Genomic DNA, 24,407 nt, shown 5'->3' with positions numbered 1-24,407 from the left:
CCCTACCTCTATCGTGACTGAAGACCTGACTGACTAACCTCACGGGTAGTGTCCATGGCGAGCTGCTTGGCTATCTGCCGGTTCGTCTGGTTAAGCTGCCAGAGCTGATTCAGCAGCTCTGCAGTCATCAGGGTCATATCTCGTCGCGAATTTGCAGCAGACGGCGTAGCCATTGCCTCAGCGACCCATTTGCTCGACCGTATCCGGTACGTCGCCATCAGCTCATCCAACTGATTCACACTGATCTTGTCGCCGTTGAGCAGCGCTTTATCTTCATCGCTCAGGTAGTTCTCAATATCCTTGACCATGTACTTGATCCTGGAAGTGCTAAGGCTCTGGCGATTGCGCTCAATGGACTGATCGAACACGTACTGGGCAGCGGCGGTGCGCTTTTGCATCACAATGGAACGGGCCAGGTCCTCTCGCTCCTTCGGAGAGCCGCTTTCTTTGATCCTGGTGATATCTGCCTGGCTCGGCTCTTCGACAGGGAAAGGGTTGAGCAAGAGGTTGACCAGCATCTTGAGCGTAACAAGCTCATCCTCGGTAATGGGCTGATCCTCCAGAAGAACAACGCCCGGCTCCACCGGCTCTTCCGCATCATCGAGCGTGTCGAGAATCTGCTTGATGGCGTAATCACGTCGAGGTTCACCCGATGCCAGCTTGCGGTTGCGCTGGTTGTACGCAGACGTGTTTTTTGCAAGGACTTCCCGCACCGCTTTTGAAGTCCCGCCACTCGACGCCCGCAGCGCAGCTGCCCCCATCTGACCGCACGCCACTCGCGGTTTTGCCCCAAGCGACGGCTCCATTTCATAAGAGTTGTTGATTTTCTGCTCGGCAACTGCCGTTGCGACTTCGCGAACGGTGGTGATCTTCTGCGTTGCCCGCATGGTGTAATCCATTGCGTTCAGAAGGGCCTCGGTCTGATTGCGAATGCCATCAAGGATCGAGTGAGCGGCGTTACTGCTACCCTCTTGGCAGTTGTAGCAGTAGACAGGAATGCCAGTTGCATTGGCATCATCCGCATTGAACAGGAGGCCAGCAGACAATATCGCTGTAGCCAACAGTGTTTGCTTAAAGGCCATTGATAGCCCCCCGCACTTCTCTATCGATAGTGGTCGTGCTCGATGAGCTGCTTCGGTCAGTCGGTCCGCTGGGCAGTTTGTCCGTCAGGCCACTTGCGCTATTGCCGACAGCATCTGTGCCAGCCCCAATGGCGGCATCGATAACCACCTCGCCCAGGTCATAGGTTTCAATCTGAGTGCCGCTACTGCCGTCCGTAGTGGTGCCGACCCCAATCGAGGCAATGCCCAGCGGGTCGCTGTACCCAATCGAAATGTCACTCACGATGCCTTCAATCGCGCTGTTGAGCATGTCGCAGGCCAGATCACGGATCATCGACATGACGTTGCCCAGCGCACCGCCCATAGACGGAATCCGCATGCGCATCAGCGAGTCCAGCTGATCGAGAATTGGCAGGCAGGATGCGGTTTTCACATCCATTGCTGACTCGATGGCGTCCATCGTCGGGTCCAGTACACCGTTCTCGTACATGCCGATGGCCATGCGGTCCATTTCGACCCGCGTGTTGCTCATCATCTGATCCAGCTCGCATTCGCCATCGTCGTAACTGGCGGCATTCACGGCCCCAGCCGAGGCCAGCATGACCCCAAGCCCAAGCGCCAGCCCCGCCTGTTTCAGCCTGAACCTCATTGGGCGACCTCCTGCAGCAGCTTGATGTCGTCCACGATGCGCTGGCATCGCTCCACGGAAATGACCTGACCAAGCAGTTCGCACCGATGAACAGCCAGAAGGCGCTCATACAGCAGCTGCGCAAAGATTTCGGACCCGCCACCGAGCTGCCCCATTGCAAACAGCAGCCGGGATACAACGCCGGGTTGATTGCGATCACAAAGCTCGATCAGCCGCATAAAGCGACTGGAATGCAGCACTGAGAAAACCTCAGCCAGCCTCAAGGCGTTCTCCCCGCGTTCCAGCAGCAAAACAAATTCGGGCTGCTCGATTCGCTCAATGAAGCGGTCAAGCAGCCCGATGAACTCGGCATCTGGTTTCAATGCCCACGGCTCGCGGCTATCCATGAGGCGAAGAAGCCGCGCCAGGGGGGCGCTCACCTCGTCCCAGTGAGCCTGAACGCTGGCGCTATCCAGCAATGCTTGGGCCATGCTGATTATCCCTTTGGAAAAATGGCTGAAATTCGTTCACAATACTTGGTACAGTAATTCTATACCATACACCAAGAGTCGGCCAAACCGTGAACGTACCAACAGACAATCAGGGTGTATCGAGCGCAGAAAACGCCCAAGCGCTTGAGGAAAATGAGGCCCACGAGCAACAGCAGCAGGCGCAGGAGCGCCCCCGCAAACGCTTCGCCAAGACCCGCAAGGTGACGCGAACGATCTTGGCCATTGACGCCTGGCAGCGCCAATTCGGGCATCTAAAGCACAGGGCCAGCTTTCCTCTACTGCGCCAAATGCTCCGCCGTGAAAAGCAGGAGGCCGAAACCTATTACGACCTTGCCTCCATCGATACAACCATTCTGCAACGGTCACTTCTCTCGCACTGCATGATTCTGCTGTTCACTGTGCCGGCCTGCTTGTGGGCTTCCTACTCAACCACGAAGGGCCTTGCCGCAGGCATCCGATTCGATGCCTGGTTCAACGGGTGGCTGCTACAGGGCGCGCCTGTATTCATTTTCTGCCTGATGAAGGCGCTAACGAGCAATCACTCACGAGCACTCATCCAGCGGGAGCTGGCCAAACGCCAACCCACCCCAATACAGGAGCCGAAGGCATGAATAAACCAAGGAGGGAAATTGCTACAGTGCTACTTGCGCTAGCCACCGTAGCAGCCTCTACAGTGGTATTTGGGGACACCGGAACGATAACCGAGGTTCAGGGCCTCGACTATTCCCAGGACTTCGGCCAGAAGGCAATTAACTGGATTGCACATGGAGCTGAGACACCTGTTTTTGGTGATAAGTCCCTGCTATCCGTAGTCTCACTGACACTGAATGCCATTGCGCTAGCAATGATGGCATTTCTCGCGGTTATCGGTGGCGCAACTTATGTGTTCCAGACGGCCAACAAGGGTATTCCCGGTGGCCAGGTTATTTCCTCATTCTGGGCACCGATCCGCGTCAGCGCCGCAACCATCTTGCTCATCCCGCTTTCCAGTGGTTACAGCACGCTGCAATACGGGGTTATTACCGTAGCCGAAAAGGGTAATGCGCACGGAACCTACGTCATGGGTGTCGGCCTCGACTACTTGTATGACTTTGGCGCATACCGAGCGCCGGCCCTAGCTGACGGTCGCGGCGTCGTCTTCGGTCTTATCGAAAGCGAAGTATGTCGTCAGTACATTAACTCGTACACCGGAAAGGAAACTATCACGGTCGAGACGACTGATGGGAAGCAAGGTGATCGGCTAGTAGCCAAGACTTCTTACAAGTACAACGAGCCATCGACTTGGGGCAATCACAACAATCCTCGCAATGATTACTGCGGTGCAGTTGCATTCTCCATCCAGAATAATAGTAGCTGGATGAAAGACCGTCTCTGGCGCGACGACTTAACGGCTGCAGACGGTGCCCCTGAGAAAATTTCCACCGGGCAAGTCGCGCTGCTAAAGAAGGTGCGTGACTTGGCAGTCCCTATTGCAGCTGAAATTCTGGCCGATGAATCCGCCTTGCGGCAAATGCAGTCGCAAGGTGAAGGCGCACAGAGTTCCTATGAGCAAGCAGTAGCCAGCCTTCAAGGTAAAATTAACAGTGCTGCCAATAAAGTTAATGATGCTATTGTCACTTACAATTCTGATAGCCAGCAACTGATTGCTACCGCTGTAAACAACATCAATGACAGCAAGAACGCACACAAAGACAGCGCCGGCTGGCGCGAGCAAACTAAAGCAATGGGATGGCCTGCGCTCGGGACTATTTTCTGGCAGATAAACGTCAATCAGTCCGAAATCAACAAGTTGGCCGCATCCTTTGATGCGGCCATCACGCCACCGAACATTGATCAGGAGTGGCTATCTGATGAGCGCCTGTCTGAGGTATCCGCTCGTATCAATGGTCTGCGCAAGCAGTACGCTGTAATTGATCAAACTAAGGAAGTCACGACAAGCCAGAAATTCGGACAACCTGACTCAATCCCATCCCTCTCAGCCATTTCGGATGCTGGCGCTGAAGGTGACGGCTGGGTCGATACTGTAAAATCAAAAATCTATAGCTTTTTTGCGGGCAGCATCAAAGCTGCAATGTTCAAAAATGGCCCCGACGACCTGATTATCAACCTCCAGTATTTTGGCTCTGCAATGAGCACACTTGCAGAGGTTAGTTGGTGGGCGAAATCTATAACCATCAACACCTCCATAGCCGTGCTTAACAAGGCAGGAGAGATCGCAGACAGCGTTGGAAATGTCGTCGGTAAAATTCCTGGGGCCGGCTGGCTTGCCAAGGTCGCTACGACTGTCGGCAGCACTGCAGCCAACGCGATTAGCCTACAGCTGGAAGACATTAGCGGCCTGATAGACCAGCTAATCCTGATGCTGATCATTGTCGGCTTCACGCTCGGCGTGGTTCTTCCAACAATTCCGCTTAGCCTCTGGCTAATGGGCGTGATCAGTTGGATGCTGTTCTTTATCGAGTGCTTGCTCATTTCCCCAATGTGGATGGCTGCGCACGGGACCGCTGAGAAAGAAGGCTGGGGAAGCGAACACACACGCCAAGGCTACATGCTGATGATCGGGCTGTACCTGAATCCGATTCTCCGTGTAGCAGGCTTCTTCGCCATTTTCGTGGCTCTCAAACCACTGGCGTGGCTGGTGTCCTGGTTCTTTGATTACGTCCAGGGTGTCGTCGTCTCCGGCTTTGTGATGATTTTCATCTTCCTTGGCTCGGTGATCATAAGCTCGATCTTTGCCTACAGCGCGCTGACCAGGGTATTCGGTCTACCTTCGGAGCTTTTCGAGCGCGGCCTTCGCTGGATCAATGGTGGCCAGGAAGTGACTGGTGACACCGGCAATGAAAGGGAAGTCCGTAACAACATCGGTGTGCTTTCCAGCAAATCCGAGAGCGCTGCCCAGCACGTAGCCAGAAGTCGAGCTGGTCACGGTAAGCAACCATCAGCCAGCCCAACCGAAACGCCTCCGGCTAAAACATAAGGATGACCGGTTAGAAGAAGCCCCGCATTGCGACCTATACCCTGCGGGGCTTTTTCATGTGTGACTATCCAGTCGCCCTGCCCTACTTGTGCAAGCAAAGATCGCACTGGTGATTCAAAGGCCAAGCCCGCACGCATCCGCTACTGGACGGCCGGCGAAGGCGATCCGTGCTGCTCATCCAGGGTTTTCCCACGGCCAGATGGGACTTGGTACGTACAAATCTCGATTGTAAAAATTGAGCGGAAGTAGCGGATCTGTCGGAGCCAGTGCGCCTGGCCATTTACTGTGGCACATCGCAAATCACCGACCGTTTGAATCGGGGCTGTACGATCTACGGCGCATCCGACTCTGCATTACCAAGCTTCGCTGCAGACGTAACTTGGCACTGAGTGGTATAAGGGGAAATAATTAGTACCACTGGCCGGATATGGAAAGCATGGAATCGACTAAAAGGAATGCCCTCGCGTCACTACTGCTTGCTGGCGTGGTGTTAACTGCGCAGGCACAGCACCCGAGCGAAATGTATGAAGATTGTAGTAAATACTGGCCAGGTCCTGGGCAGGCAATTTCGCAAGAAATGATGGCATGTAGTCAGCGGGTACAGTCAGCAAAAGCGGCACACCAGCTGGAGCAGCAGAAGGCTGAGAGCGCAAGGCTGTATGAGGCCAGTCCATCGCACGGCTCGATGTCCTACCAACGCTGCATCCTGGAAGAAGCGCCAGACGTGCAGAACGATCTATCAGCTAGAACCGTAGCAATCAACTGCCGCAAGCATCCGACTTACGCCAGGGGTCCAGAAGCGGATCTTATTTTCGGGTATGACTCGGCTAAAGAATGCTTCGCAGATAATGGTGGGCAAACGCAAAGCACGATCGCGTCGAAGCTGATTGCTAAAGCCTGCCTTGACCTGTATCCGGGCACAATTTACTAACCTTGATGCGCTAAGTTGATCGAGTAAAACACCTAGGTCCACCAAAAATAGGTGCACACCATGCCGCTATCTGGAAGAAGCCGGGAGATGGGTTCGGCGGACGGTTACGGCAGGTGCTAATTGGCTCATCTAAGCCAGCCCTTTACATAGGCGAAAAAAAACCCCGTACAGGGACGGGGCTTTATGTGCTCAGGTCGGCGTGCTACTTCATGCTTCCTCCGAGGGTGGGCGCATTTGTTAGCCGAAGAACAGGTTATATGCGGAGTTAAAGATCGGGAACAGGATGTAGAACATAAGTCCTGTATGGATCAACGAACCCAGTGCGATCTGCGGCATAACCACAGAAGTGGCATAGCTGAATGTACCGTCATTGAACATGTTTGCCTGGTTGTCGTTATAGCCAACTGCCAGGAGCTGCGCCTTGGCCTCGCGGAATGCCCGGAAGCGGAGCGAGACAGACCAGAAGCAAGCGCCGATGAAGGAAGCCATCGCAATACCTGCGAGAGGCAGACCAATAAAGGCGATCAGAACATCACGAATAACACCAAGCACCCCACGCCCATAATTGAAGCTAAACAGATCATCCAGTGCCTCGAATACCGTGCCGGTCCAAAACGAAACCGACTCGACAGGGTGCCATTCGAGACCGAACGACATCCACACAAAGCTCACGCCTGTCAGGCCTGCCAGCCAGTTGACCACCTGGGCAGCCGAGTAGTTGAAGGTCGGCTTATTGATCAAGCTGATAGCCGCGAGGTGCGCCCCGTGCTGCCCCAGAATCGCCCGAGGCAGGAAGAACAGCATAAGCAGTGCGCCCATCATCAGCAGGATGAAGCCGACATGATCATCCAGCGAACGGCCTTCTGCGGCGCGATTGGCCCAGCCGAAGTACGGGAAGATCAGGAGCGCTGCCCAGAAGCTCGACTTCCACACGGACCAAATCTCGGCAAACCAGTTGCCGGTCATATCTTGGCGATAGTAGTAGCGATAGTCGCGCTCGCGGCCAGACACGCGCTCGGTCAAGCCGAACCAGCCGCTTGCAATGGCGGTGTAGGCGAGCAGCCGCCCAGTGTCGTTCAGGTGCGGCACCACCGCGTCACCGCTATGCAGCCACGGCAGGCGAACCTGCTGGCCTGCAGGAAGATTGGCGCACTGGTCCTTAACGCCCTCCAGCACGTCATTGCGCGGCTTATAGCCACCGCCACCGAAAAAGCCCCGAACAAGCCCCACCGCTGGGCGGGCTACGAAGAACCTGAAAGCATCAAGGACAGCACCGATCATGCTCACACTCCATCTAAATTCCTGGCACGATATAATATTATCAAATAATACAGACAAGGCAAGAAGTATTTGCCTTTTTTTTCCGCCTGTGATAGCGATTCATTTGCAGATTCTGCAGGCATAAAAAAACCGCCCAGGCTTCCCTGAGCGGCTCTTGGACAACGAAACCTATCACATGCTCCTTAGCCCGGCAGGCAGCCTCGCTGGAGCTGTGTCCTCGTCATCATTTTCAGCGTCAGGCTCAGCCGCTCCATCAGACGCCCCGCTTACGTGTGGGCGGATTGGCGTAGGTACGACCGTTTCCCGAACAGGTTCCACTGCTCTTGGCTTCGGACTTTCGGCCCTCCCAACGCCCGGCTGGATAGCCGCTCCTGCCTGCTCAACCAGCACAACCCCCTGCTCCGCTCGGACCTCCCGCGCAATACGCTCCAGTAAGGCTTCGCGAACCCACTCAATGAGGTGACCGGTTTGATGGTGCTCTTCCATCTCGCCCACAAGACGCCGGAGCAGGTTAGCCCGCACGGAGTCACCTTCAGGTGCCCTGATAGTTAAGGCGATCCGCCCTTTGAACTCACTATGGATTCCAGTTGGTGCCCTGCGAGCCATGCCCACCTCTCCTTACATTGCGCCGCGCATGTACTTCAGCGCGCCGCGTGCATTGGAGAACTCATCACCGAAGGTGGCATTGGTGAAGATTTCGGTGATCCACTTCTTGAAGACGATGGCACCACCGCCAACGACCAAGATGTAGTTGTACTGGCCTGGATTACCGACCTTGCTCTTGATGTAGCTGACAATGCTCTCAGCTACGCCACGGCAAGCAGCATCGCGCTCACCTTCAAAGTTCCAGCCTTTGCCTGCATAGCTGCACTTGCCTTTTTCCAGAATCATTTCGAGCAGGTTCTGCGGCATTTTGCTGTCATGGCTCGACATACCAGCGGCACCCTCAGCGTTCATGGTTGCGCGCACCAGGTCATCGAGCTTGCTGAGGGCATCGAGTACGCCAACTTTCTCGGTGCCGGACTTTTGATGATTGATCAGCAGCTCGCCATCGACCAGCCCCAGCGCAACCAGGTCGGTGGTTGAACCGCCAATGTCCACCACGAGCATCTGACCGTTCAGGTCGTGCAGCTCGTTGTAGTCGGCTGTCATGTTGCCCAGGTCGTCCATTGCCCAGTCGAACCAAGCCGAAAGCGCTTCGGCGCAGACCCGGACAGATATAACGTCAGGCTGGGACTCGCTGTTGAACACGGTCACGTCACGGGTCGAGAAATTGGTTTCCACTGCATCCTTGAGTTTTTCGTTCATGGTCCCGTCCGCATTGAAGTAGTCACGGAACGGCAGCGTCACAGCCGCGCGGACGGGGACGCCCAGCAGACCGAATTTCGCCAGCGCATGGTTAAAGAGCACGCGATTGGCTACCGACACGGGGTAGTCTTGATTTCGGATGTTGAGTGGACTGCTGATGATCGGGGAGCAGTGGTACTCATTGCCGTTGACGCCATAGGCACCAACACGATTGCCTTTGGTTGTGCTGAGGCCGTTGCCGCCTGCCTGGATCATGGTGGCAACTTTCCCGGTCATGATTTTGCCGGCTTGGTCGATCCACGCGAGTTTGTGTGCGGCATAGCCATTGTCATCCGCCACAAGGCGCGGACTCATCTTGTTGGCTGCTGCAGGTTTACGATTGCTAGCTTGGGTGGTCATCTGTCTTATTCCTATGAAAGTGTCTTAATCAATTTTCAAGCGGCGCAGGATCATGTGGCGCGTCACTCGATAGCGGTAGCGCCCTGCTAGTCGTGATCGCATTCGGCGCAGAGCAACACCGAGAGTCCACCCCCGCCGCTCAAGCAGGATCAGCACCAGCACACAAATGGCGCTGACCTTGATGGTTGTTCCGAAAGGAAGTACCGGGATAGCCAGCAACGGCACCAGCACACTGGTGTGAGCCTCGAACAGCTTCAGGTTGACCCTCGATGACTTAGAGGCATGCGAGGTAAGGACAATCTCTCCATCTTTCGTCTTGAGCGGCATCAGAACACTCCCGCCTTCATTTCAGATTCGATGGCATAAAGCTCGCGCTCGTGAATCTTGCCGGCGGAAAACTGGGCTTCAGCGTCTTTCAGCAGGTCGATCCCGTGAGCCTTGACCGCCTCAAACATTGCGATAGGCAGGTGGTCGATGTTTGTACGCAGCAGCTCAGTACGAATGTCCTGAGTCAGCACCAGGGCTGAACGCACAGGCGAGCGGCCAATGCCGTTCGGACGCGCTACCAGCCGCTGATGAACAATCAGCCGCGACTGGTCAATCAGGCCATTTGCAACACGGCTACGATCAGCGCCAGAAAACGCATCCGCCATCCGTGGAATTGCCATGTGGACATTGCTGGTGTGGGTAGTGGTGTAGGTTGCATGCCCAGTCATCGCTGATAGCACGGCCCCTTCAATCGTCTCGGGGTCGCGCGCCTCACCATATGCAATCACCATTGGGTGCCGACGCAGGCTGTTGCGCGTTGCAGCTGCGAACGACTTCAGGTTTGCGCCGTAGCCCGCTTTCCCGATTTCGCACTGCGAAATCAAACCAGTGCAATCAGGAATAATGTTCAGGTCGTTCTCGACCGGCGCGTAATAGGTGAGGATGTGCTGACCCTCTTCCCGAGTGGCCTGCCCCCGCATAATGGCATCGAGCAGAGTGGTCTTGCCCGAGCCAGTAGGCCCACAGATAAGGACAATGCCTGCCTTGGGCATGGCTGCATCGCGGATGTACGCGGGCAGATCAAGCTCTAGCATCGTGGGGGGCACTTTCCCCGTTGGGCGCGCAACAATCTCAATGCCCCGCTGGCCATTCGTCCCGAGGCACCCCGTTGCGTTACAGCGGAAGCGCACATTGCGCCCGCGCTGTACGCGCAGCGCGTAGGTGAAGTCCAAGTCTTCGGCCCGACCAATGTCGATGTGAGCATTAGCATTGCCAGTCATCTCGACCAACAGCTGCTCCAGTTCTTCCACGTACAGCGCCCGCGTTCCGACGCGACAAACCTTGTCAGACCAGATCACAGCCCAAGGCGCGCCTGCCATCAGCAGCAGATCATCTGCGCCGTTATCGAGGCAGAAGTGCAGCATCTGATTCAGCGCGGCCAGATCGACCTTAATCGGATCATCGAAACTAGGCGCGCCGAGAGCCTTGTTTGCACCAAGAGCAGCTACAGCCTCTGACATGCTGGCTGCCCCGCTGGGCTGATTCGGTGCCTGATGCCTGACTTGGGGACGATCTAAAGTCAGCGCGTCCATACAGGCCTCCATCCATCGGCAGGCGTGTAATTGCCCGGCTCCTTAATGGTGTAGATGACCTCACCTACATTCATCGTGCGGCCATTGAACGTCACGCGATTAGACACGACCTGGAGAGCAGCAGGAGAAACCATCTTCTTGCTCTCAAGCGTGGTGTACAGGTTGCGCCCTTCGACTGCCATCGTCAGTTGAGCGAGGCGGTCGCTGTAGATGGTGTCTGCCTGGGTAACCCCGGCCTTCCATCCTTCATAGACGGCTTGCTCCCATGCCTTGATCTCACCCTTGGTGCGAGGCAGCAGGCTCGGATGGGGTTCTTCGGGGTAGCTAAATTCCTGCCACAGGTAGTCGCGCCAAGTCGGCACAACCGAGACGATCCTGGCTTCTTCTTCGATGGTGTAGGCGTTGCGGATGACGCGAACATCGCCAGTTTCGGGGTCAGCGGAGAGCTGGTTAGGTACTTCCACAATAGATGGTACGAGCAAGCGCCCGTCCTTCACGAAGCCGGAGAAGCTGAAGATCACGTTGATCTTGCTCTCTACCCCGTCGAGGTACTTCATCACCATGCCGTAGCGGTGGGCAAGACCAGTCTGAGCACCAACCCGCAACGCCTCTTGGCGGATTGCCTTATAGCGCAGCCCGCCCGCCCCGGCCCCTTCTTCATCGTCATTTTTATCAGGGTCAATGCCACGCATTGCCTTCAGCTCAACCAGCTCAGCTGGTGATTCAAGGTGGGCCGGAATGGCCACGTCTGCTACTGGGAAGTCCATGCAATGCTCCAAAAGATCAACACGGTTTAAGCATATTAAATCGTGATTAGTGCGCACGCAAGGTCGCCCGCCATTCAGTGGCATTTGATGGCAGGCAAAGGCATAAGCTGGTGCCGGATGGCATTAAATGGCACTGAATGGCAGTTAAAGGTTTTGATTGACAGCTGCTGGCTCTTGCCCCGAGTGCGTTCGCCGTGTGATACAGCCATTAAGTGGCATCTAATGCCATCAAATGGCTGGAAATGGCACTTGATGGCAGCGGATGCCCTGGCTCAAAAAAGAGAACATCGAGTGATACCGGCCATTGAATGGCTTTTAATGGCATTCATTGCCACACGAAGCCAGCAGAGCCGGCTGTAAGTACCCAGGTCGAACACCGCTCGCGGTTTTACGCGAGTCCGCTCAGCTATTTTGGTATTGAGATTATTAAAAGGTGGGTAAGCCGCCCCCGAAATTCATGCTCTGCCCACCTGTTTTCATTGCTGTATCACACACTGCACGGCTACCCTGTACCACAGGATGCACTCGCCTCGCGTATCACACGATGAACGCCTAAAAACAGTGCGACTCTATTAAGGTCATGGTGTTTGGGGTGATACACACCAAACGCCGTGACCGTTCGATACCAAGGAGCAATCGTCACCATCCGAAGGGTGCCAACGATGCGATTCGTCTTTCGTTGGCGAGTCCCTGACTGGCTGGTGTCGATATCCATTTTCGTGGCCGATCAGGGGGCTAGATGCTTTCAGATGTGATTCGTGGGCGGGCAATGGGTCTATTGGTGACCTACCGCAGGGAGACAACAGGGAGCCTGGGTGGCGAGATCGATATGGCTGACGTGTTGTGTTGGCTGAATCGTAGGATTCGTGATCAAGGCCTTGGGGTGACAACGGTGAAATGCTATCGCCGTTGGCTGGCTGCGTTTTTCGAGGCCGAGGGTCATCCTGATGCTGCAATGATGCGCAACTGGGCGCCTCCTGGGTCACAGGAGGCCGTGATGGCTGCTGACCATCGTGATGCCGAGGACTTGCGATCCGTGGTGACGGTTGAATCCGTGACGACGAATACGCGCAACCTGGCTGGCCTGGAAAAGAGCGCTTACATGGCCCTGATGGATCAGCTGCTTTCCGAGGATGCCAAGGGTGGGCTGCGATACACGGCTGGTCCCGTGTCTGCACTTATGTTCATGGCGACCCTGATGACAGGTCTAAGGCCGCGAGAGTGGCCGACTGCGCGATACCTTGAGTCCTTCACGGACCCTGAGACGATGCTGACGCTTGGGCCGGTGCTGGAGACGCACACGCTCAAACAGTCCCACCGCCGCGAGGACAATCCACTTCGCGAGAAGCGCTACCTGGTCCTTGATCAGTGGCCTGCCTCGCAGCTCGAAACGCTCAAGGGCTTCCTGGCAGAAGTCCAGTTGGCTGGGGACTCATTCGGAAGCCTCTACAACAAGATTCGGATGACAGTGAATCGTGCCTGGAAACGAGTAGCGAAAGAGCGTGGTGTCGATGACAAAGCCTCGACAGCGGCTGGTGCGTCGGATGACGAAGGCGTGCCAGGTGCCAGCCTTTACACGGGTCGCCATATCTTCGCAGAGGAAACGCGCCGGAGCATGGCGTACACGCGCTTTGAGCTTGCTGCGATGCTGGGGCATTCCATGTTGGCGAATCAGGTCTACTACGGTCCCCGTGACTCTAAGGCTGACAGAGATTACGAGTTCGTGCTGCCGAGGCCTTGGCCAGGTGACGCGGACGATATCCAGCTCTGGGACCGAAAGGTCAATCCGCTACGGGTGAAGTTCGCCCAGGGCGATCTGTTTGGCGGGATGACCGAGGCAGCTGCCAAGCAGGAAGATCAGGATGGGGTGTCGGCCTTCTACATGCGGTGAAGCTGAGTCCCTTCGGGCGTTGCCAGCGCCAGCGCCCTGCTGCCGAGTCCCTTCGGGCGTTGCCAGCGCCAGCGCCCTGCTGCCGAGTCCCTTCGGGCGTTACCAGCGCCAGCGCCCGGTTGCCGAGTCCCTTCGGGCGTTACCAGCGCAGCGCCCTGTTGCCGAGTCCCTTCGGGCGTTGCCAGCGCCAGCGCCCTGCTGCCGAGTCCCTTCGGGCGTTGCCAGCGCCAGCGCCCTGCTGCCGAGTCCCTTCGGGCGTTACCAGCGCCAGCAGCCCTGTTGCCGAGTCGATCTGCCGTTGTCACTGATATGGGCATTGCGGTAGGCTTGTAGGCCTCCTGTGTGGTGTCCGCCCTCCTGGTCGGACTGGATGGTACGATCCACACAAGCCATCGCCTCTCAATCCTCTCTAGCGTGCTTATCCAGTCTGGATAGTACGATCCACGCGCCTCAATAAGCCTCCGACGATCACCGTCCAACTGGATAGTACGACCGGCATCCGGTGTCTCCTTGCGATGTCCCGAACACAAAGTACGTTCTATATCGGAGCTTCAGGTTGCCTCGGACACCTGCGCTCGGCAGTGATTGCCGCTAGACATGCAGCGAGCAAGTTGCCGCGACGTACCATGAAGTCCTCTCCGATCTACACTCTGGTAGTCGCTCTGCACTATGCCGGCCTTGAGCCGTACTATGGGCTGTGAGGTACGGTCTATACAGCGCAAGCACCTCTTCCCTGCTTGGGCTGCTTCTCTATGGAGGTACTGCCCAGGCACCTACGTCTTTCGGATCGGTGCGCCATCCCTACCAGCGCCAGGTAGTCCGCCATTTCCTCTGGTACGACAGTTGAGCGTTCCGCACCGCGAACTGCCGCTGGATACCGGTCCATTCACGCATCGCTCGTCCTCGTTGCCATGGATAGCTCATCCCTGTTGGCGAGCGCCCATTGGCTTGGTAACGACAAGGTTTCTCGTGACCGACACAGCGCAGCCTGATAGCGATGACGCTCTTCGTTGCCGTGGCTTCTGTCCCTGACAGCATCACCTGCCCGCGTTACAGGCTCGGGATTGCCTTGGCCGTAGATCATTGGCGCGCGATGCCGAGCTGTGCTTTGGCCGGCGTGCGTCGAACTGCTATGCCTGCTTTATCTTGTTCGCACTGCGAACTGCAACGCTGATATAGCTCTGCTGGTCCAGTAGCACTCGCTGCCCAAAGGACGACCCTGGAAATGAGGCTTGTCCTCGGAGTCAGTCATCTGCTCGTTATCTGGGCAACGGCTATCTTCGCTACCGAGCTGCTTCGCATGCCAACGATGATCGGTGACCGTGGTGCCGAGCATTTGATATTCGATATCGGCGGCTACATTCGACAGCGACCACGGTTTCCCGCCAGGTCGTTTGAGAAAGTGGCTCGGTGAGTTCTTCCGTATTACTGCGTGCTTGCGCCAAGGTGCCTGCTCAGTTCGCAGTGCGAACTGATGCGCTATGACGTTGCCTCGGCACTGGTGCTATGTGTCGTGAAAGGTTGCTGGCCTGCATCCGTGCAGTCATGATCCGGGCGGGTGCGGGTGCCTAATGCTGATGAGTGAGTACAGGCTCACTCACGCCTGGGCATCATGCGCTGATGCAAGGTATCGGGGCGTTGGTGGTGCTTGTCGTGGCTTTGTGGGGACTCGATGTCGCGCAGGCTCCCTACCCCGGCATCTGTGCCAGCATCGATCAGGTAGGCTCACGAGCATCCTTGCTGATCTGGCTGGCGCTCAAGTACGCGCCAGCCGAGACTTGCTTGAGTGCTTTCGTACTTGAGCCATTATGCGCAGGCTGCCTGTACCAGTTCGCAGTGCGAACTGAATGAGGGATGCTGAGAGCGCTGTATTGGATCGAGGTTGCCCATCCCTGATTGCACTGGCCGGCGCGCGAACTGTTGCCCTGCACTTGCGCACATCCGGGGCGCAGTAGTTCGCAGTGCGAACTGTTGGTGTCATCTCCATGCTGTGCGGTGGCGACCATCATCCGCCTTGGCCGATTGCCTGTTGCCAGTCGGTACATTCAGTTCGCAATGCGAACTGAGCATGCGCGTTACCGTGTGGCAAATGATGTGAGCGAACAGCGCCTGTTCTGTAGATCGATCCTCGTCGGTTTCAGTATCCCGGCCAGTGCGTTCAGTTCGCACTGCGAACTGCCGATCACGCAAATGGTTAGCGCCAGCGCGATAGTCGCGTCCCTGGTGGTGGTCATCATCGGGCGAATGAATTAGGTTTCCTACCCGCCTCTCAGGTGCTGATCGGGCCGCATGCGTTCGCCCGATACTGAGTGAAGGCATAGAGTGCTGGCTCGCAAACTGACGGTGGTTGTTCGCAATGCGAACTGCTGATTTCTCGTGTACCTGGGCGTGGGTAATCGCTATCTGATCTGCGCTGCCAATCCACGGGTTGCGTGGCCTGCCCGGTTCCAGCGCCAGCAAGCATCCGCATGAGTTCCAAGATCGCGCGATTGATCTTTGCTGCAATTGCCGGCATGTGCATTCAGTTCGCAATGCGAACTTGGTTTGGGTTTGGGTGCTGGCGCTTTCGGCTGCTTTATAGATCGTTGATGCGAATGGGCTGCGCATTTGCCGTAGATCGATCCGCAATGGCGTCAGCACTACATCAGATGGTGCCGCGTTCGCAGAGTGCGACAGCGAAGGTCCCCGCGTGGAGACGCGCCAGCAGAAATTGACACCTGCATGCTGGCTGCCCGTGTCATGTGCATGACGAACACGATGCTTGTCAGCGAACTGGCCAAGCTCACTGAGACACCTGTTCACGGTGCCGGCTGGGCCTCATGCGGCGGAAAACTCGTGCTGCTCGCTAGGTCGCTGTGTTGAGGTTTGCTGCCTTGGTCTTTGCTGAAGTGCGTGCTTTTCAATGTGCAGCGCAATGGTTTGCAGGGATTTCTACCAGTTCGCAGTGCGAACAGCGCCTCACTGGGATTTCGAGCGCCAGCAGGATGCCGCTGCAATTGCCCGCGTTCGCGCTGATCCATGCTCTGCTGATGGCGTCCGCACATTGGCGGATGACGTGTTGTTTGTTACGACACGCATTGCTTTCTGCTGGCAGGCCGGCAGTCATACCGCCAGCTACTGCCAGGTCGATCAGTTCATCCTGGTGAGAGAGTGCGCAATGGTCGCGTTATCGAAGCCCGCAACTTGCGAACAAGCCTGACTGGCGTAACGGGACTGATCGACCATGGGCGCCAGCTCAGCACTTACATGCGCACCTGAAGATCACCGCCTGAGTTTCTTGCACGGGTTTAGCCAATTGGCCAGAAGGCTCAACTTTCTAGTTCGCAGTGCGAACAGCTCGTTTTCTAGGATTGGTCTTGTTGTCATCTGCAGATAGGCATCTGTGGTGGCGAGCATGGGTGATGACGATCAGCGATTCGTTCTCACGGCTGGTATGTGCTGACAGGCATACGCAGAAGGTTGCCGCGACTCGTATCACTGATTACCCGCTTTTGCTCTTTGGTTGCCAAGGTGTGTGATGGCTGTCTGTGGTTGACCTGAGAGCATGATGCTGTGGCGTGCAGATGGGTCGCTGTCTGTGCCACATACAAGCATTAAACCCCAACAACTATAGCTGACAGTATTTGGTGCCCTGGTGGTGACAGTAAATCTCTGGTGCCGTGGATAAGCGTGTTCTTGGTCAACGAGAGCTGAGCGCGTGACTGATCCCGAGAAGGGCGCGTGGGTGGCGACGATGGGGTGCTGCAGGTTGGCCTCTTACTAGCTTCTTTCCCCACAACTATGGGTGACAGAATTTAGCCGTAGGGTGGTGACAGTATTTTTGTGGTGGCGCGAGAGGATGTGTGCTGCCGAGGCTGTTTTTGAGGTCGAGCCAGCGCCAGCTATGTGGATTTAGGGTGTGGATCGGTCAAACCGTGGGTGTGGAGAGGCTGTTCGCAGTGCGAACTGATCATTTTGGGAAAGTGTGGGCGAGGGCATCCGTTGCGGTGCCCTGGAAGGTCAGCGGTTGCGTAGCCTGAACGGCATTTCTTTCATGGCCTTGTCCCTGGCGCTCTGGGAGCGCTGGGGTGGCGGCTCTGGCGGCGGGTCAGGCTCTGGCACGCGCGGTGGCGGCTCTGGTATATGGGGCTTGGGTGCCTTGGCGGCAGCTGGAGCGGGTGCAGGCGCTGGCTTGGTGTTGCCGGCTTCCTCTCTCTGGGCCTTCTTGTCTAGACCCTTGAGCTTGCCGGTGATGATGCGCAGGCTGATATCCAGCTGAATATCACGGAATAATAATTCTGTTAGATAGTAGTGGTAGCGCTGATTCGACTTGCCAACGACTGTCCGCAGGACATAGCGGGATCGTGTCAGCGAGTCCATGGCCCTGGTAACGCTACGCTCGTCGATGCCGATATGACGGGCTATCTCTGGTATATAGATAGTGCGCCGTATATTTCGGGCTGGATTGACGAAGACGCACTGCCGGGTTCGCACATCCAGGCGCTTAATCAGCCACTGAAGCACCTGCACGCAGTTGATCCGGTGTTGCGCGTGCATCTGGTGCTGTTTGTGTTTTCGCACTGCGAACAGCTGTCGTTTCTGCTTGTGGCGCGGCAGGCTGGCTTTGGGCAGGTAACGGGCATAGGTGAGCGACGGCAGGGCGCGCGGGTTATCCCGGTACGCTTCCAGCCGCTCGATGGCGCGATTTTTTAGATCGACAACCTTAACCATGCTCTACGTGATGGCGGGTATAAGGTCGGCTTGCTGACTGAAATTTCGCAGTGCGAACTGCTTATGTCATTTTCGGAGGGTGTTTTTGATCGGAATTGCGAAATAGCGTTTGACGCCTGTTCGCAGAAATGGGAGGATTCGTACTGTGTGTGGGCCGCTTCAAGTTCGCAATGCGAACTGCAAATAAAGCGTTCCCCAATCCTCCCGGTGATTCTGATCATGCCCGCCAAGGTTCGTCAGAAAGCCGGGTTTCTTTTGCCCGCACAAAACTCCTGTGCAAATATCCAGTATCATGCGCCAGCAAGGCGCAGCAGAATGCACGAGCGCCAGCCTATAGCTGGAGATCGGTTTCCATTTCAGTCGAATGGCATGAGGCCAAGTGGCCTGCTGGGAGTTGCGCCAGTGCCGGTATCCGGTCTATCTGGTGCAGCGTGTGGGGAGGGGTGAGCCTATGGCTCGTTGTGTGTAGGCCGCCTCACACGGTATAGTGATACTCGTTAAGAAGATGCGAGTATTCTCATGTCGGCCATCGAACCACAAAACAGCAACTTAGGCAAGAAAGCTGACGCGCGCATCTGCAGGATGTCAAAAGTCCTTCTGTGGATTGCGAAGCGGCTGCCTGTCCGCCGCATATTCAAGACGCTGCCTGATGGCCAGCAATCTGAGTACCTGGAGCGCTACTCCATCGTCCGTACTCGTCCTCTCGCTATCTACCTCCACCATTTCGTTGACCGCGACCAAGACACCGAGCTGCACGATCACCCGTGGACGGCTGTGTCGCTGGTGCTCACGGGTGGCTACACCGAGCGCTATTTGGCGACCGATATGCAGACGGCTGAGCGGCAAGTGCGCTGGCTCAACGTCATTCGCCCTGATCGGTTTCACATGATCAGCGCCGCGCAGCCTGGGACGTGGACGCTCGTGGTCAGGTTCAAGCGCCAGAAAGGCTGGGGCTTCCTGGGCGATATCGAGAACGGGCAGGCGTCCTTCAGGCCGGCTGGCGATATGGTCGCCAGTGCCGAGCCGAGTAAGCACGTTATCTAGTGGTGAGTGATGGGCTAGTGCCAGATCGCATTAGCAGTCGTGGTGGCGGGGAGGATCAGCTTCTCGATACCACGAAAGGCTGTTACGGCTGCCTCCAGATCATGGAGGGAGTCGAAGAAGCGGAAGCTGCCCATGCTGGAGCTTCCCAGCGCCAGTCGCTTGGAGTGCAGCTCCCACTGGCCGGCGTGATAGCGAAGGCTGTAGACGGTGCCGCGCGAGGTGGTGGTGTAGTAGGTCGAGCCTTCGACGGTTTTGCTTATGATGCTCATGCTTTTGCCTGCTTGGGTGTGCGCTTTAAATATATATATTTTTAGATGCTCTAGGAAGGGCTTTAGAGTCTCGCGGCACGGACGTGGATAGTACGATCCACAGGAGGATTGCGGTGTCAGCAAAACCCACGCAGCAGGTCTACGACGAACTGCAGAAAGCCTACGAGTTCTTCAACCAAGAGCTTTTTGATGGGCGGCTGCCTCCTTGCGTTATCACGCTCCAGCGCCAGCACGACACCTACGGCTACTTCTCGGCCAATCAATTTCAGAGCCGGGCGGGCGGTGTGCAGGCGCATGAGATTGCGCTGAACCCGAGCTACTTCGCCGTGCGGACTATCCATGAAACCCTGAGCGTCCTTGTGCGCGAAATGGTGAGCCTGGATCAGCTGCTGAACACGAAGCGGGACAAGCTGCCGCGTCGGCGGTACAGAAATACCGAGTGGGCTGACATGTGCGAGGGTATCGGGTTGATGCCCACCTCGACGGGCAGGCCGGGCGGGCGGCGCGTGGGTGACAATGTGCAGACCTATGTGATCGATGGCGGGCCATTCGATAGCGCGTGCTCGCGCCTTGTTGACGAAGATTTCACGCTGTCCTGGGTGGATCGGTTCCCGCCGAAGACGTTGCCAGAGTCATCCGGCGCGGGTGGCGATGAGCTGCTGGTAGATGCTGGCCTGTCAGCGTTCACTGTCGATGATGCCGGGGACGCCCTTGGTGCCGAGAGTGGTGCCCTGGTAAACGCGACGGTCGAAGCTGGCGCGGAAGGGGAGGGCGGTGCCCTAGAAGCTGTCTTCGCTGCCGTGGAGAGCGGTGAGCTGTCATCCGATACCTCAGCTCTTGATACCCAGCCAGTCCCGGTGCCAGGTAAGCCGGCCCCGCCGCCGATGAAGCGCTATGAGCCTGTCCGGGTTGAGGAACTGCAGCAGCAGGGCATTGAGCCGCGTGAGGCAGCCAAGGGCGCCAGCAAGACCACGTTTCAATGCCCGATCTGTGAGGCCAAGACGTGGGGTAAGCCCACCTTGCGCGTAGCCTGCCTCGGATCGGATGACACGCCGCATGAGGCAGAGCAGATGGTCGTGGTGACATCGAAGCGCGCCAAGGCCAAGGCCGAGGCTTCCTGAGTTAGGAGGCCGTATGGCGTACAAGCGCAAACACTTGAGTCCGGTAGAGGCGATAGCGAACGGTTGGAAGTGCAGGGCGCACCTGAAGTCCGATCACCAGCTCATGCCTGCGCCGGGTGCCAAGCCTGCGGGCGTGGTGTGGCAAGGCCAAGGCACTTATGAGGTCTATGCCCTGGAGAGCTGTGTGCCATACCGGTGGAGCTGCGGAGCTGCGCAAGAGGATCGCAAGGCGGTAGCGGCCTATGCCAAGAGGTTGCTCGGGAGTCCGGTCGTTGTACTGGATGTGGAGACAACTGGGCTGGGCCGTAGTGATGAGGTGTGCGAAATCGCCATCCTTGATGCCGAGGGTGTCCCGCTCATGGATACCCTGGTGCGCCCCAGTCAGCCGATACCGGATGAGGCGAGCTGGATTCACGGGATCAGCAACGCGATGGTGGCCAGCGCGCCCAGCTGGCCGGAGCTTGCCGCCGAGTATGCCGCGATTGTCGCGGGCAAGACGGTGATCGCCTACAGCGCCGACTTCGACAAGCGGCTGCTGCGTCAGACCCATGAACTTTACGGGTTGCCGGTGCCTCCCATTGAGACGGCTTGCGCCATGCGGCTGTATGCGCAGTGGACGCGCATTCGTGAGCGTGGGCGCGACGAATGGCGATGGTCGAAGCTGATCGAGGCGGCAGAGGCGTGTGGGGTACTGGAGAGCGGGGCGCACCGGGCGCTTGCAGATGCCAGGATGGCCCTGGGCGTGCTCCGTTTTCTTGAGCGCAGACAGAACGGCAGGCTGCCGGCCCGAAGGAAGTCGGCTGGCCAGGCTGGATGATTGGCGCGCGGCGCATGGTGTGCTCACGCGGGATGAACAGAGAAGGGATAGCGAATGCTGGTGTTGGGCCGGTATGCAGGGGAGATGCTGTACTTTGAGTCAGCGAGCGCGGTGTTTGCCCTGATCGTAATTGAAGTCACGGGCGACGGTGCCACGTTTGAAGTCAGGGAGCTGGAAGGCAAAGCGCTTGAGCGCTACAGAGCGGGCGCTGGGGTTGCCCGGTCGCCTGTACGCAGCAAGCGCCAGCAGGCCAAGCCTGCCAATGCTGCTGTGGTCACATACAAGCGCAAGAGCAGGCTTCCTGTTGCAGGGTAGCGCTATCGCTGGCGCAGGCATTGGCGAATGAACGAAGCGCCGCCCCGCTCGCGCAGCTGCTCCCACTCCTGATCGTCCAGGTCGAGGTTCGCGGCCAATACTTTGCGTAGGTACTTGGAGCCGCCCAGTGCGATGAAAGCGGCGTGCGCATCATCGTCAAGACTGACGCTGCGCCCAGTCGATATCTCGTCAGCGATGCGGTGTCGGCCAGCGCCTTTGCGCTTGCCGCCGACCTGGGGAATGTCGGCCAGTTTCTCGGCGCCTGAGAGCTTGGCCCAGTCATCTGATCCCCTGGCGCGCTGCCACACGGAGCCGGGTTCCGATAGCGCCAGCTCCACTTCGCTCGGCTTTTCACTCACCTCGCCGTATTGCCTGAGCTGGTACGGGGTCAGGTCGAGCAGTTTCGCCGCCCCGGCCAGGCTCTTGTAAGCGACGACTCGGCGGTTACCGTCTGGATCAACGTAGGCGTAGACGGTGTTTTCATTCACGAGGCTAATCCTTGTGTGCGATTGGAAGTCGCGCATTACGCATGGCCTCCTGCCTGCTGTCAAAGCCTGTGAAAACACGTCCGCACGGTTTGACCAGTTGCCAGCCTTCAGCGCCAGCGGGTGCGCGATGGACAACAGCCCCATCGTTATGGCGGTAGCGCGCGGGGCGAATGCGTTGCCAGCCGGTGATTGCGGTCATGCGGCCACCTCGATACGGATAAACCACGCCTCGGGGTCAACGTCCCACGCGAAGCCCTTGGCACCATGCAGGGTTGTCCAGTCAGCCGAGAAGCGCGTCCAGTTCGGGAAGCCGGCTGCCAGGATGTCGTTATCGCTGATCGACTCCAAGCGGGCACGCATGACACTGGTGACCTTGGCCGTGCCGAGCTGCCGAGTCTTGCCGTAGGGGGCGGCGGCGTTGAGGGTGATCGGCTCGCCCGGTACGGCGGGTGGTTCAGCGCCAGCGGCGGGGAGACAGATCAGAGTGATGCCCTCGGCTGCGAAGGCCGTAGCCGCGCAGTCGGGGAGGGTGATCGTGGTCATTGGGGTGCTCCGGTGTTCTTGTTGCGGGTCTTGTTCCAGTCGTTGGCCCACCGCTCAAGTGCGTACTCGTTCGGGCGGTCGCCAGCGCCTTCCTGCGCCAGCATGTAGGCGCAGAAGTCGGCCACGGCATCCAGGCGAGACTGGGCTTGATCTGGGGGTGTGCTGCTGAGGGTTGGGGTCGGCTCGCTGCTGGCGCTGCTCAGTGACTCGCGGCCACCGGCCAGCCAAGGCTCGACGGCAGCGAAGATCAGCTTGGCCCACGTTGCGGTGATCGCCGGCTTGAAGCCGGGCAGCATGGTCAGTGTCTGGGCAATCTTCGCCTCGACCTGCTGGCGCATGGGGTTGTCGGCAGGCAGTGCCTCTACCGGGGCGGTGGCTGGCGCTGGGGCCGATTCCAGCGCGGCAAGCAGGTTGGGGAGGGCGTTGATACCCTCCACGATCAGCGCGGCGTAGGCAGCGCCATCGGGCGTCTCGCGCACGCGGCAGACCGGCTGGTCGCCTGCCTGAATGCCGGGCTTGTCGCCCGATACCTGGCAGTGGCTCAGCGGAGTGCCTGCTTGCGCCAGCAAGTCTTTCAGCCGGTCGATGTTCACTGTCATCACTCCTGCTCGGCTTCGCAGCCGTGGCGCTGAGCGAATGCACGGAAGGCGCTGGCGGTCTTGCAGTCGGAGCCGGGGGCGTAGTCGATGGCGTATTCCGCCACATCCAGCTGAATGCTTGGCTCGCCTTGCGCGGTGCAGGTGAACAGGGCGAAGACTTGGCGCGACTCCAGCTGGTAGCAGTAGCGCAGACCGTTGGTGCCTCGGTAGTAGACCCGGCAGTTTTCGTTGTCGGTCTTCTCCAGCGCCAGCAGCTTGCGAACGACTGGTGCGTCGATGCGCTCGATCACGGCAGAGGCATTCTCGATCCGCGCGAGGGCCGAGAGCAGGGTTGCCTCGTTGAGTTGCAATTGGCCTGTGGCGACCTGGCGAAGCACATCGGCCACGCCTGCGAGGCCGCGAGCGGCTTGGCTCTTTTCAGTGGCGGTAATGGGGGTCATGACGTGCATCCTTATCGAACGATCACATGAGGGTCGCGGCCAGACTCGCCAGCGCGCATGGAGTGCTCGGTGTAATCACCGTGGCAGCCGCATTCGCACAGAGCCAGATCGCGGGGAGAGACGCGCACGGCACGATCACCTGCAAGGCAGTGCTTGACCTTGCCGCCGTTGGCGAGGAATTGCTCGGTGAGGGCTTGCAGATCGGTCATGGGAACCTCCTTAAGGCAGTCGGGCGCGGTTTTATTGCGTGATTAACTGTATAGTGAATCAGGGGATAAGGTAAAGAGAAAAGTTTCCCATAGTTCATTTTTTTGCGGGGGGATTGCGGCGGCCGTGGTGCGGGTATGCGCCAGCGGCGCTCAAGGCCGGCATTGCACCGGCCTGATGACGGGGGTTAGGCAGCTGGCGGCATAGCGCTCAGCCGCGAGGTATCAGATCGGCCTGCGCCAGCGGACGGCGGACGTGCAATTCAACGGCACCCGAGCGAGCTGGTTGGGTGAGGTCTTGATTGTCGTAGAACGCCATCATTGCCTGACCTGCGCAGATAGATACTGGTTGGTCGGCGCAGATCAGCCACTCCAGATCGTCGAGCGAGAGGCGCAGGTACTTGTCGCCCTGGATGCGGATTTGCTCAATAGGCTCATCCAGCGAGTACCCTTCGATGACTACGAGGTCTGCGCTGTTGAGCGCGGTTTCGGCGGTGGTTTCAAAGGTCATGGTTGTGCT

At 57.8% G+C, this 24,407-nt stretch carries 24 protein-coding genes; 8 read left to right on the top strand and 16 right to left on the bottom strand.

Translation table 11 applies throughout. From position 1 onward, the window contains the following. Positions 1–8: 8 nt before the first annotated feature. From EGJ86_RS19465 to EGJ86_RS19455, 3 genes are read right to left on the bottom strand one after another with little or no spacing between them, the layout of a single operon-like run. Positions 9–1,082 carry a hypothetical protein gene (locus EGJ86_RS19465; protein ID WP_125836284.1) on the bottom strand — a complete coding sequence of 358 codons (1,074 nt, stop codon included), beginning with the start codon at positions 1,080–1,082 and terminating at the stop codon, positions 9–11. After that, positions 1,072–1,710 (bottom strand): hypothetical protein, encoded by a 639-nt coding sequence (locus EGJ86_RS19460; RefSeq protein ID WP_125836283.1) that lies wholly within the window; start codon positions 1,708–1,710, stop codon positions 1,072–1,074. Before EGJ86_RS19460 ends, EGJ86_RS19465 begins: the two co-directional genes overlap by 11 nt. After that, positions 1,707–2,180, bottom strand: a complete 474-nt coding sequence (locus tag EGJ86_RS19455; RefSeq protein ID WP_125836282.1) for a hypothetical protein — start codon at positions 2,178–2,180, stop codon at positions 1,707–1,709. The genes EGJ86_RS19460 and EGJ86_RS19455 overlap by 4 nt, the downstream gene beginning before the upstream one ends. Before the next feature lie 89 nt (positions 2,181–2,269). On the opposite strand from EGJ86_RS19455, the gene EGJ86_RS19450 reads away from it, so the two are divergent. The 3 genes from EGJ86_RS19450 to EGJ86_RS19440 all read left to right on the top strand — a co-directional run bounded on the left by EGJ86_RS19450 (position 2,270) and on the right by EGJ86_RS19440 (position 6,109). Then, positions 2,270–2,812, top strand: coding sequence for a hypothetical protein (locus EGJ86_RS19450; protein WP_125836281.1), 543 nt, complete (start codon positions 2,270–2,272; stop codon positions 2,810–2,812). Then, the gene (locus EGJ86_RS19445) at positions 2,809–5,178 is read left to right on the top strand and encodes a DotA/TraY family protein (RefSeq protein ID WP_125836280.1); all 2,370 of its coding nucleotides are present in this window, start codon (positions 2,809–2,811) and stop codon (positions 5,176–5,178) included. The genes EGJ86_RS19450 and EGJ86_RS19445 overlap by 4 nt, the downstream gene beginning before the upstream one ends. Before the next feature lie 436 nt (positions 5,179–5,614). Then, the gene (locus tag EGJ86_RS19440; protein ID WP_125836279.1) at positions 5,615–6,109 is read left to right on the top strand and encodes a hypothetical protein; all 495 of its coding nucleotides are present in this window, start codon (positions 5,615–5,617) and stop codon (positions 6,107–6,109) included. A gap of 237 nt (positions 6,110–6,346) precedes the next feature. Here the strand turns inward: EGJ86_RS19440 and EGJ86_RS19435 are convergent, their stop codons facing one another. The 5 genes from EGJ86_RS19435 to EGJ86_RS19415 all read right to left on the bottom strand — a co-directional run bounded on the left by EGJ86_RS19435 (position 6,347) and on the right by EGJ86_RS19415 (position 11,444). Further along, positions 6,347–7,390 carry a hypothetical protein gene (locus EGJ86_RS19435; protein WP_125836278.1) on the bottom strand — a complete coding sequence of 348 codons (1,044 nt, stop codon included), beginning with the start codon at positions 7,388–7,390 and terminating at the stop codon, positions 6,347–6,349. Between the two features lie 618 nt (positions 7,391–8,008). Continuing rightward, entirely contained in the window at positions 8,009–9,097 is a 1,089-nt protein-coding gene (gene parM, locus EGJ86_RS19430; RefSeq protein WP_125836277.1) for a ParM/StbA family protein, read from the bottom strand. Positions 9,098–9,121: 24 nt separating this feature from the next. Then, entirely contained in the window at positions 9,122–9,424 is a 303-nt protein-coding gene (locus EGJ86_RS19425; RefSeq protein ID WP_125836276.1) for a hypothetical protein, read from the bottom strand. Beyond that, entirely contained in the window at positions 9,424–10,317 is an 894-nt protein-coding gene (locus tag EGJ86_RS19420) for an ATPase, T2SS/T4P/T4SS family (RefSeq protein WP_372237978.1), read from the bottom strand. The genes EGJ86_RS19425 and EGJ86_RS19420 overlap by 1 nt, the downstream gene beginning before the upstream one ends. A gap of 347 nt (positions 10,318–10,664) precedes the next feature. After that, positions 10,665–11,444, bottom strand: coding sequence for a type IV secretory system conjugative DNA transfer family protein (locus tag EGJ86_RS19415; RefSeq protein ID WP_158620909.1), 780 nt, complete (start codon positions 11,442–11,444; stop codon positions 10,665–10,667). A 997-nt stretch (positions 11,445–12,441) separates the two neighbouring features. On the opposite strand from EGJ86_RS19415, the gene EGJ86_RS19410 reads away from it, so the two are divergent. Next, positions 12,442–13,335, top strand: a complete 894-nt coding sequence (locus EGJ86_RS19410; protein WP_125836273.1) for a hypothetical protein — start codon at positions 12,442–12,444, stop codon at positions 13,333–13,335. Between the two features lie 3,999 nt (positions 13,336–17,334). Here the strand turns inward: EGJ86_RS19410 and EGJ86_RS19405 are convergent. Beyond that, a complete protein-coding gene (locus EGJ86_RS19405) occupies positions 17,335–18,045 on the bottom strand; it encodes a hypothetical protein (RefSeq protein WP_125836272.1) in 711 nt (236 codons plus the stop codon). A 519-nt stretch (positions 18,046–18,564) separates the two neighbouring features. Between EGJ86_RS19405 and EGJ86_RS19400 the strand changes: the two genes are divergently transcribed. Beyond that, a complete protein-coding gene (locus EGJ86_RS19400) occupies positions 18,565–19,089 on the top strand; it encodes a hypothetical protein (RefSeq protein ID WP_125836271.1) in 525 nt (174 codons plus the stop codon). A 14-nt stretch (positions 19,090–19,103) separates the two neighbouring features. On the opposite strand, the gene EGJ86_RS19395 is transcribed toward EGJ86_RS19400, so the two are convergent. Beyond that, positions 19,104–19,358 carry a hypothetical protein gene (locus EGJ86_RS19395; RefSeq protein ID WP_125836270.1) on the bottom strand — a complete coding sequence of 85 codons (255 nt, stop codon included), beginning with the start codon at positions 19,356–19,358 and terminating at the stop codon, positions 19,104–19,106. 113 nt (positions 19,359–19,471) lie between these two features. Between EGJ86_RS19395 and EGJ86_RS19390 the strand changes: the two genes are divergently transcribed. Genes EGJ86_RS19390 through EGJ86_RS19380 form a run of 3 tightly spaced genes read left to right on the top strand, consistent with a single transcriptional unit; the run spans position 19,472 to position 21,611 of the window. Further along, a complete protein-coding gene (locus EGJ86_RS19390) occupies positions 19,472–20,479 on the top strand; it encodes a sprT domain-containing protein (protein WP_125836269.1) in 1,008 nt (335 codons plus the stop codon). Between the two features lie 13 nt (positions 20,480–20,492). Beyond that, positions 20,493–21,296 carry a 3'-5' exonuclease gene (locus EGJ86_RS19385; protein WP_125836268.1) on the top strand — a complete coding sequence of 268 codons (804 nt, stop codon included), beginning with the start codon at positions 20,493–20,495 and terminating at the stop codon, positions 21,294–21,296. 54 nt (positions 21,297–21,350) lie between these two features. Further along, on the top strand, positions 21,351–21,611 hold the full coding sequence (locus tag EGJ86_RS19380; RefSeq protein WP_125836267.1) for a hypothetical protein: 261 nt from the start codon (positions 21,351–21,353) through the stop codon (positions 21,609–21,611). Positions 21,612–21,613: 2 nt separating this feature from the next. On the opposite strand, the gene EGJ86_RS19375 is transcribed toward EGJ86_RS19380, so the two are convergent. The 6 genes from EGJ86_RS19375 to EGJ86_RS19350 form a co-directional block, all read right to left on the bottom strand. Next, positions 21,614–22,099 (bottom strand): hypothetical protein, encoded by a 486-nt coding sequence (locus tag EGJ86_RS19375; protein WP_125836266.1) that lies wholly within the window; start codon positions 22,097–22,099, stop codon positions 21,614–21,616. A gap of 195 nt (positions 22,100–22,294) precedes the next feature. After that, the gene (locus EGJ86_RS19370) at positions 22,295–22,642 is read right to left on the bottom strand and encodes a hypothetical protein (protein WP_125836265.1); all 348 of its coding nucleotides are present in this window, start codon (positions 22,640–22,642) and stop codon (positions 22,295–22,297) included. Further along, positions 22,639–23,235, bottom strand: coding sequence for a hypothetical protein (locus tag EGJ86_RS19365; protein WP_125836264.1), 597 nt, complete (start codon positions 23,233–23,235; stop codon positions 22,639–22,641). The genes EGJ86_RS19370 and EGJ86_RS19365 overlap by 4 nt, the downstream gene beginning before the upstream one ends. A gap of 5 nt (positions 23,236–23,240) precedes the next feature. Continuing rightward, entirely contained in the window at positions 23,241–23,681 is a 441-nt protein-coding gene (locus EGJ86_RS19360) for a hypothetical protein (RefSeq protein WP_125836263.1), read from the bottom strand. Positions 23,682–23,692: 11 nt separating this feature from the next. Next, the gene (locus tag EGJ86_RS19355; protein WP_125836262.1) at positions 23,693–23,890 is read right to left on the bottom strand and encodes a hypothetical protein; all 198 of its coding nucleotides are present in this window, start codon (positions 23,888–23,890) and stop codon (positions 23,693–23,695) included. A 208-nt stretch (positions 23,891–24,098) separates the two neighbouring features. Beyond that, positions 24,099–24,398 (bottom strand): hypothetical protein, encoded by a 300-nt coding sequence (locus EGJ86_RS19350; RefSeq protein ID WP_125836261.1) that lies wholly within the window; start codon positions 24,396–24,398, stop codon positions 24,099–24,101. Positions 24,399–24,407 lie beyond the last annotated feature (9 nt).

It is taken from the genome of Pseudomonas sp. o96-267 (assembly GCF_003935465.1).
Lineage (GTDB): Bacteria > Pseudomonadota > Gammaproteobacteria > Pseudomonadales > Pseudomonadaceae > Aquipseudomonas > Aquipseudomonas sediminis.
This window is presented reverse-complemented; position numbering and strand designations above follow the sequence as displayed.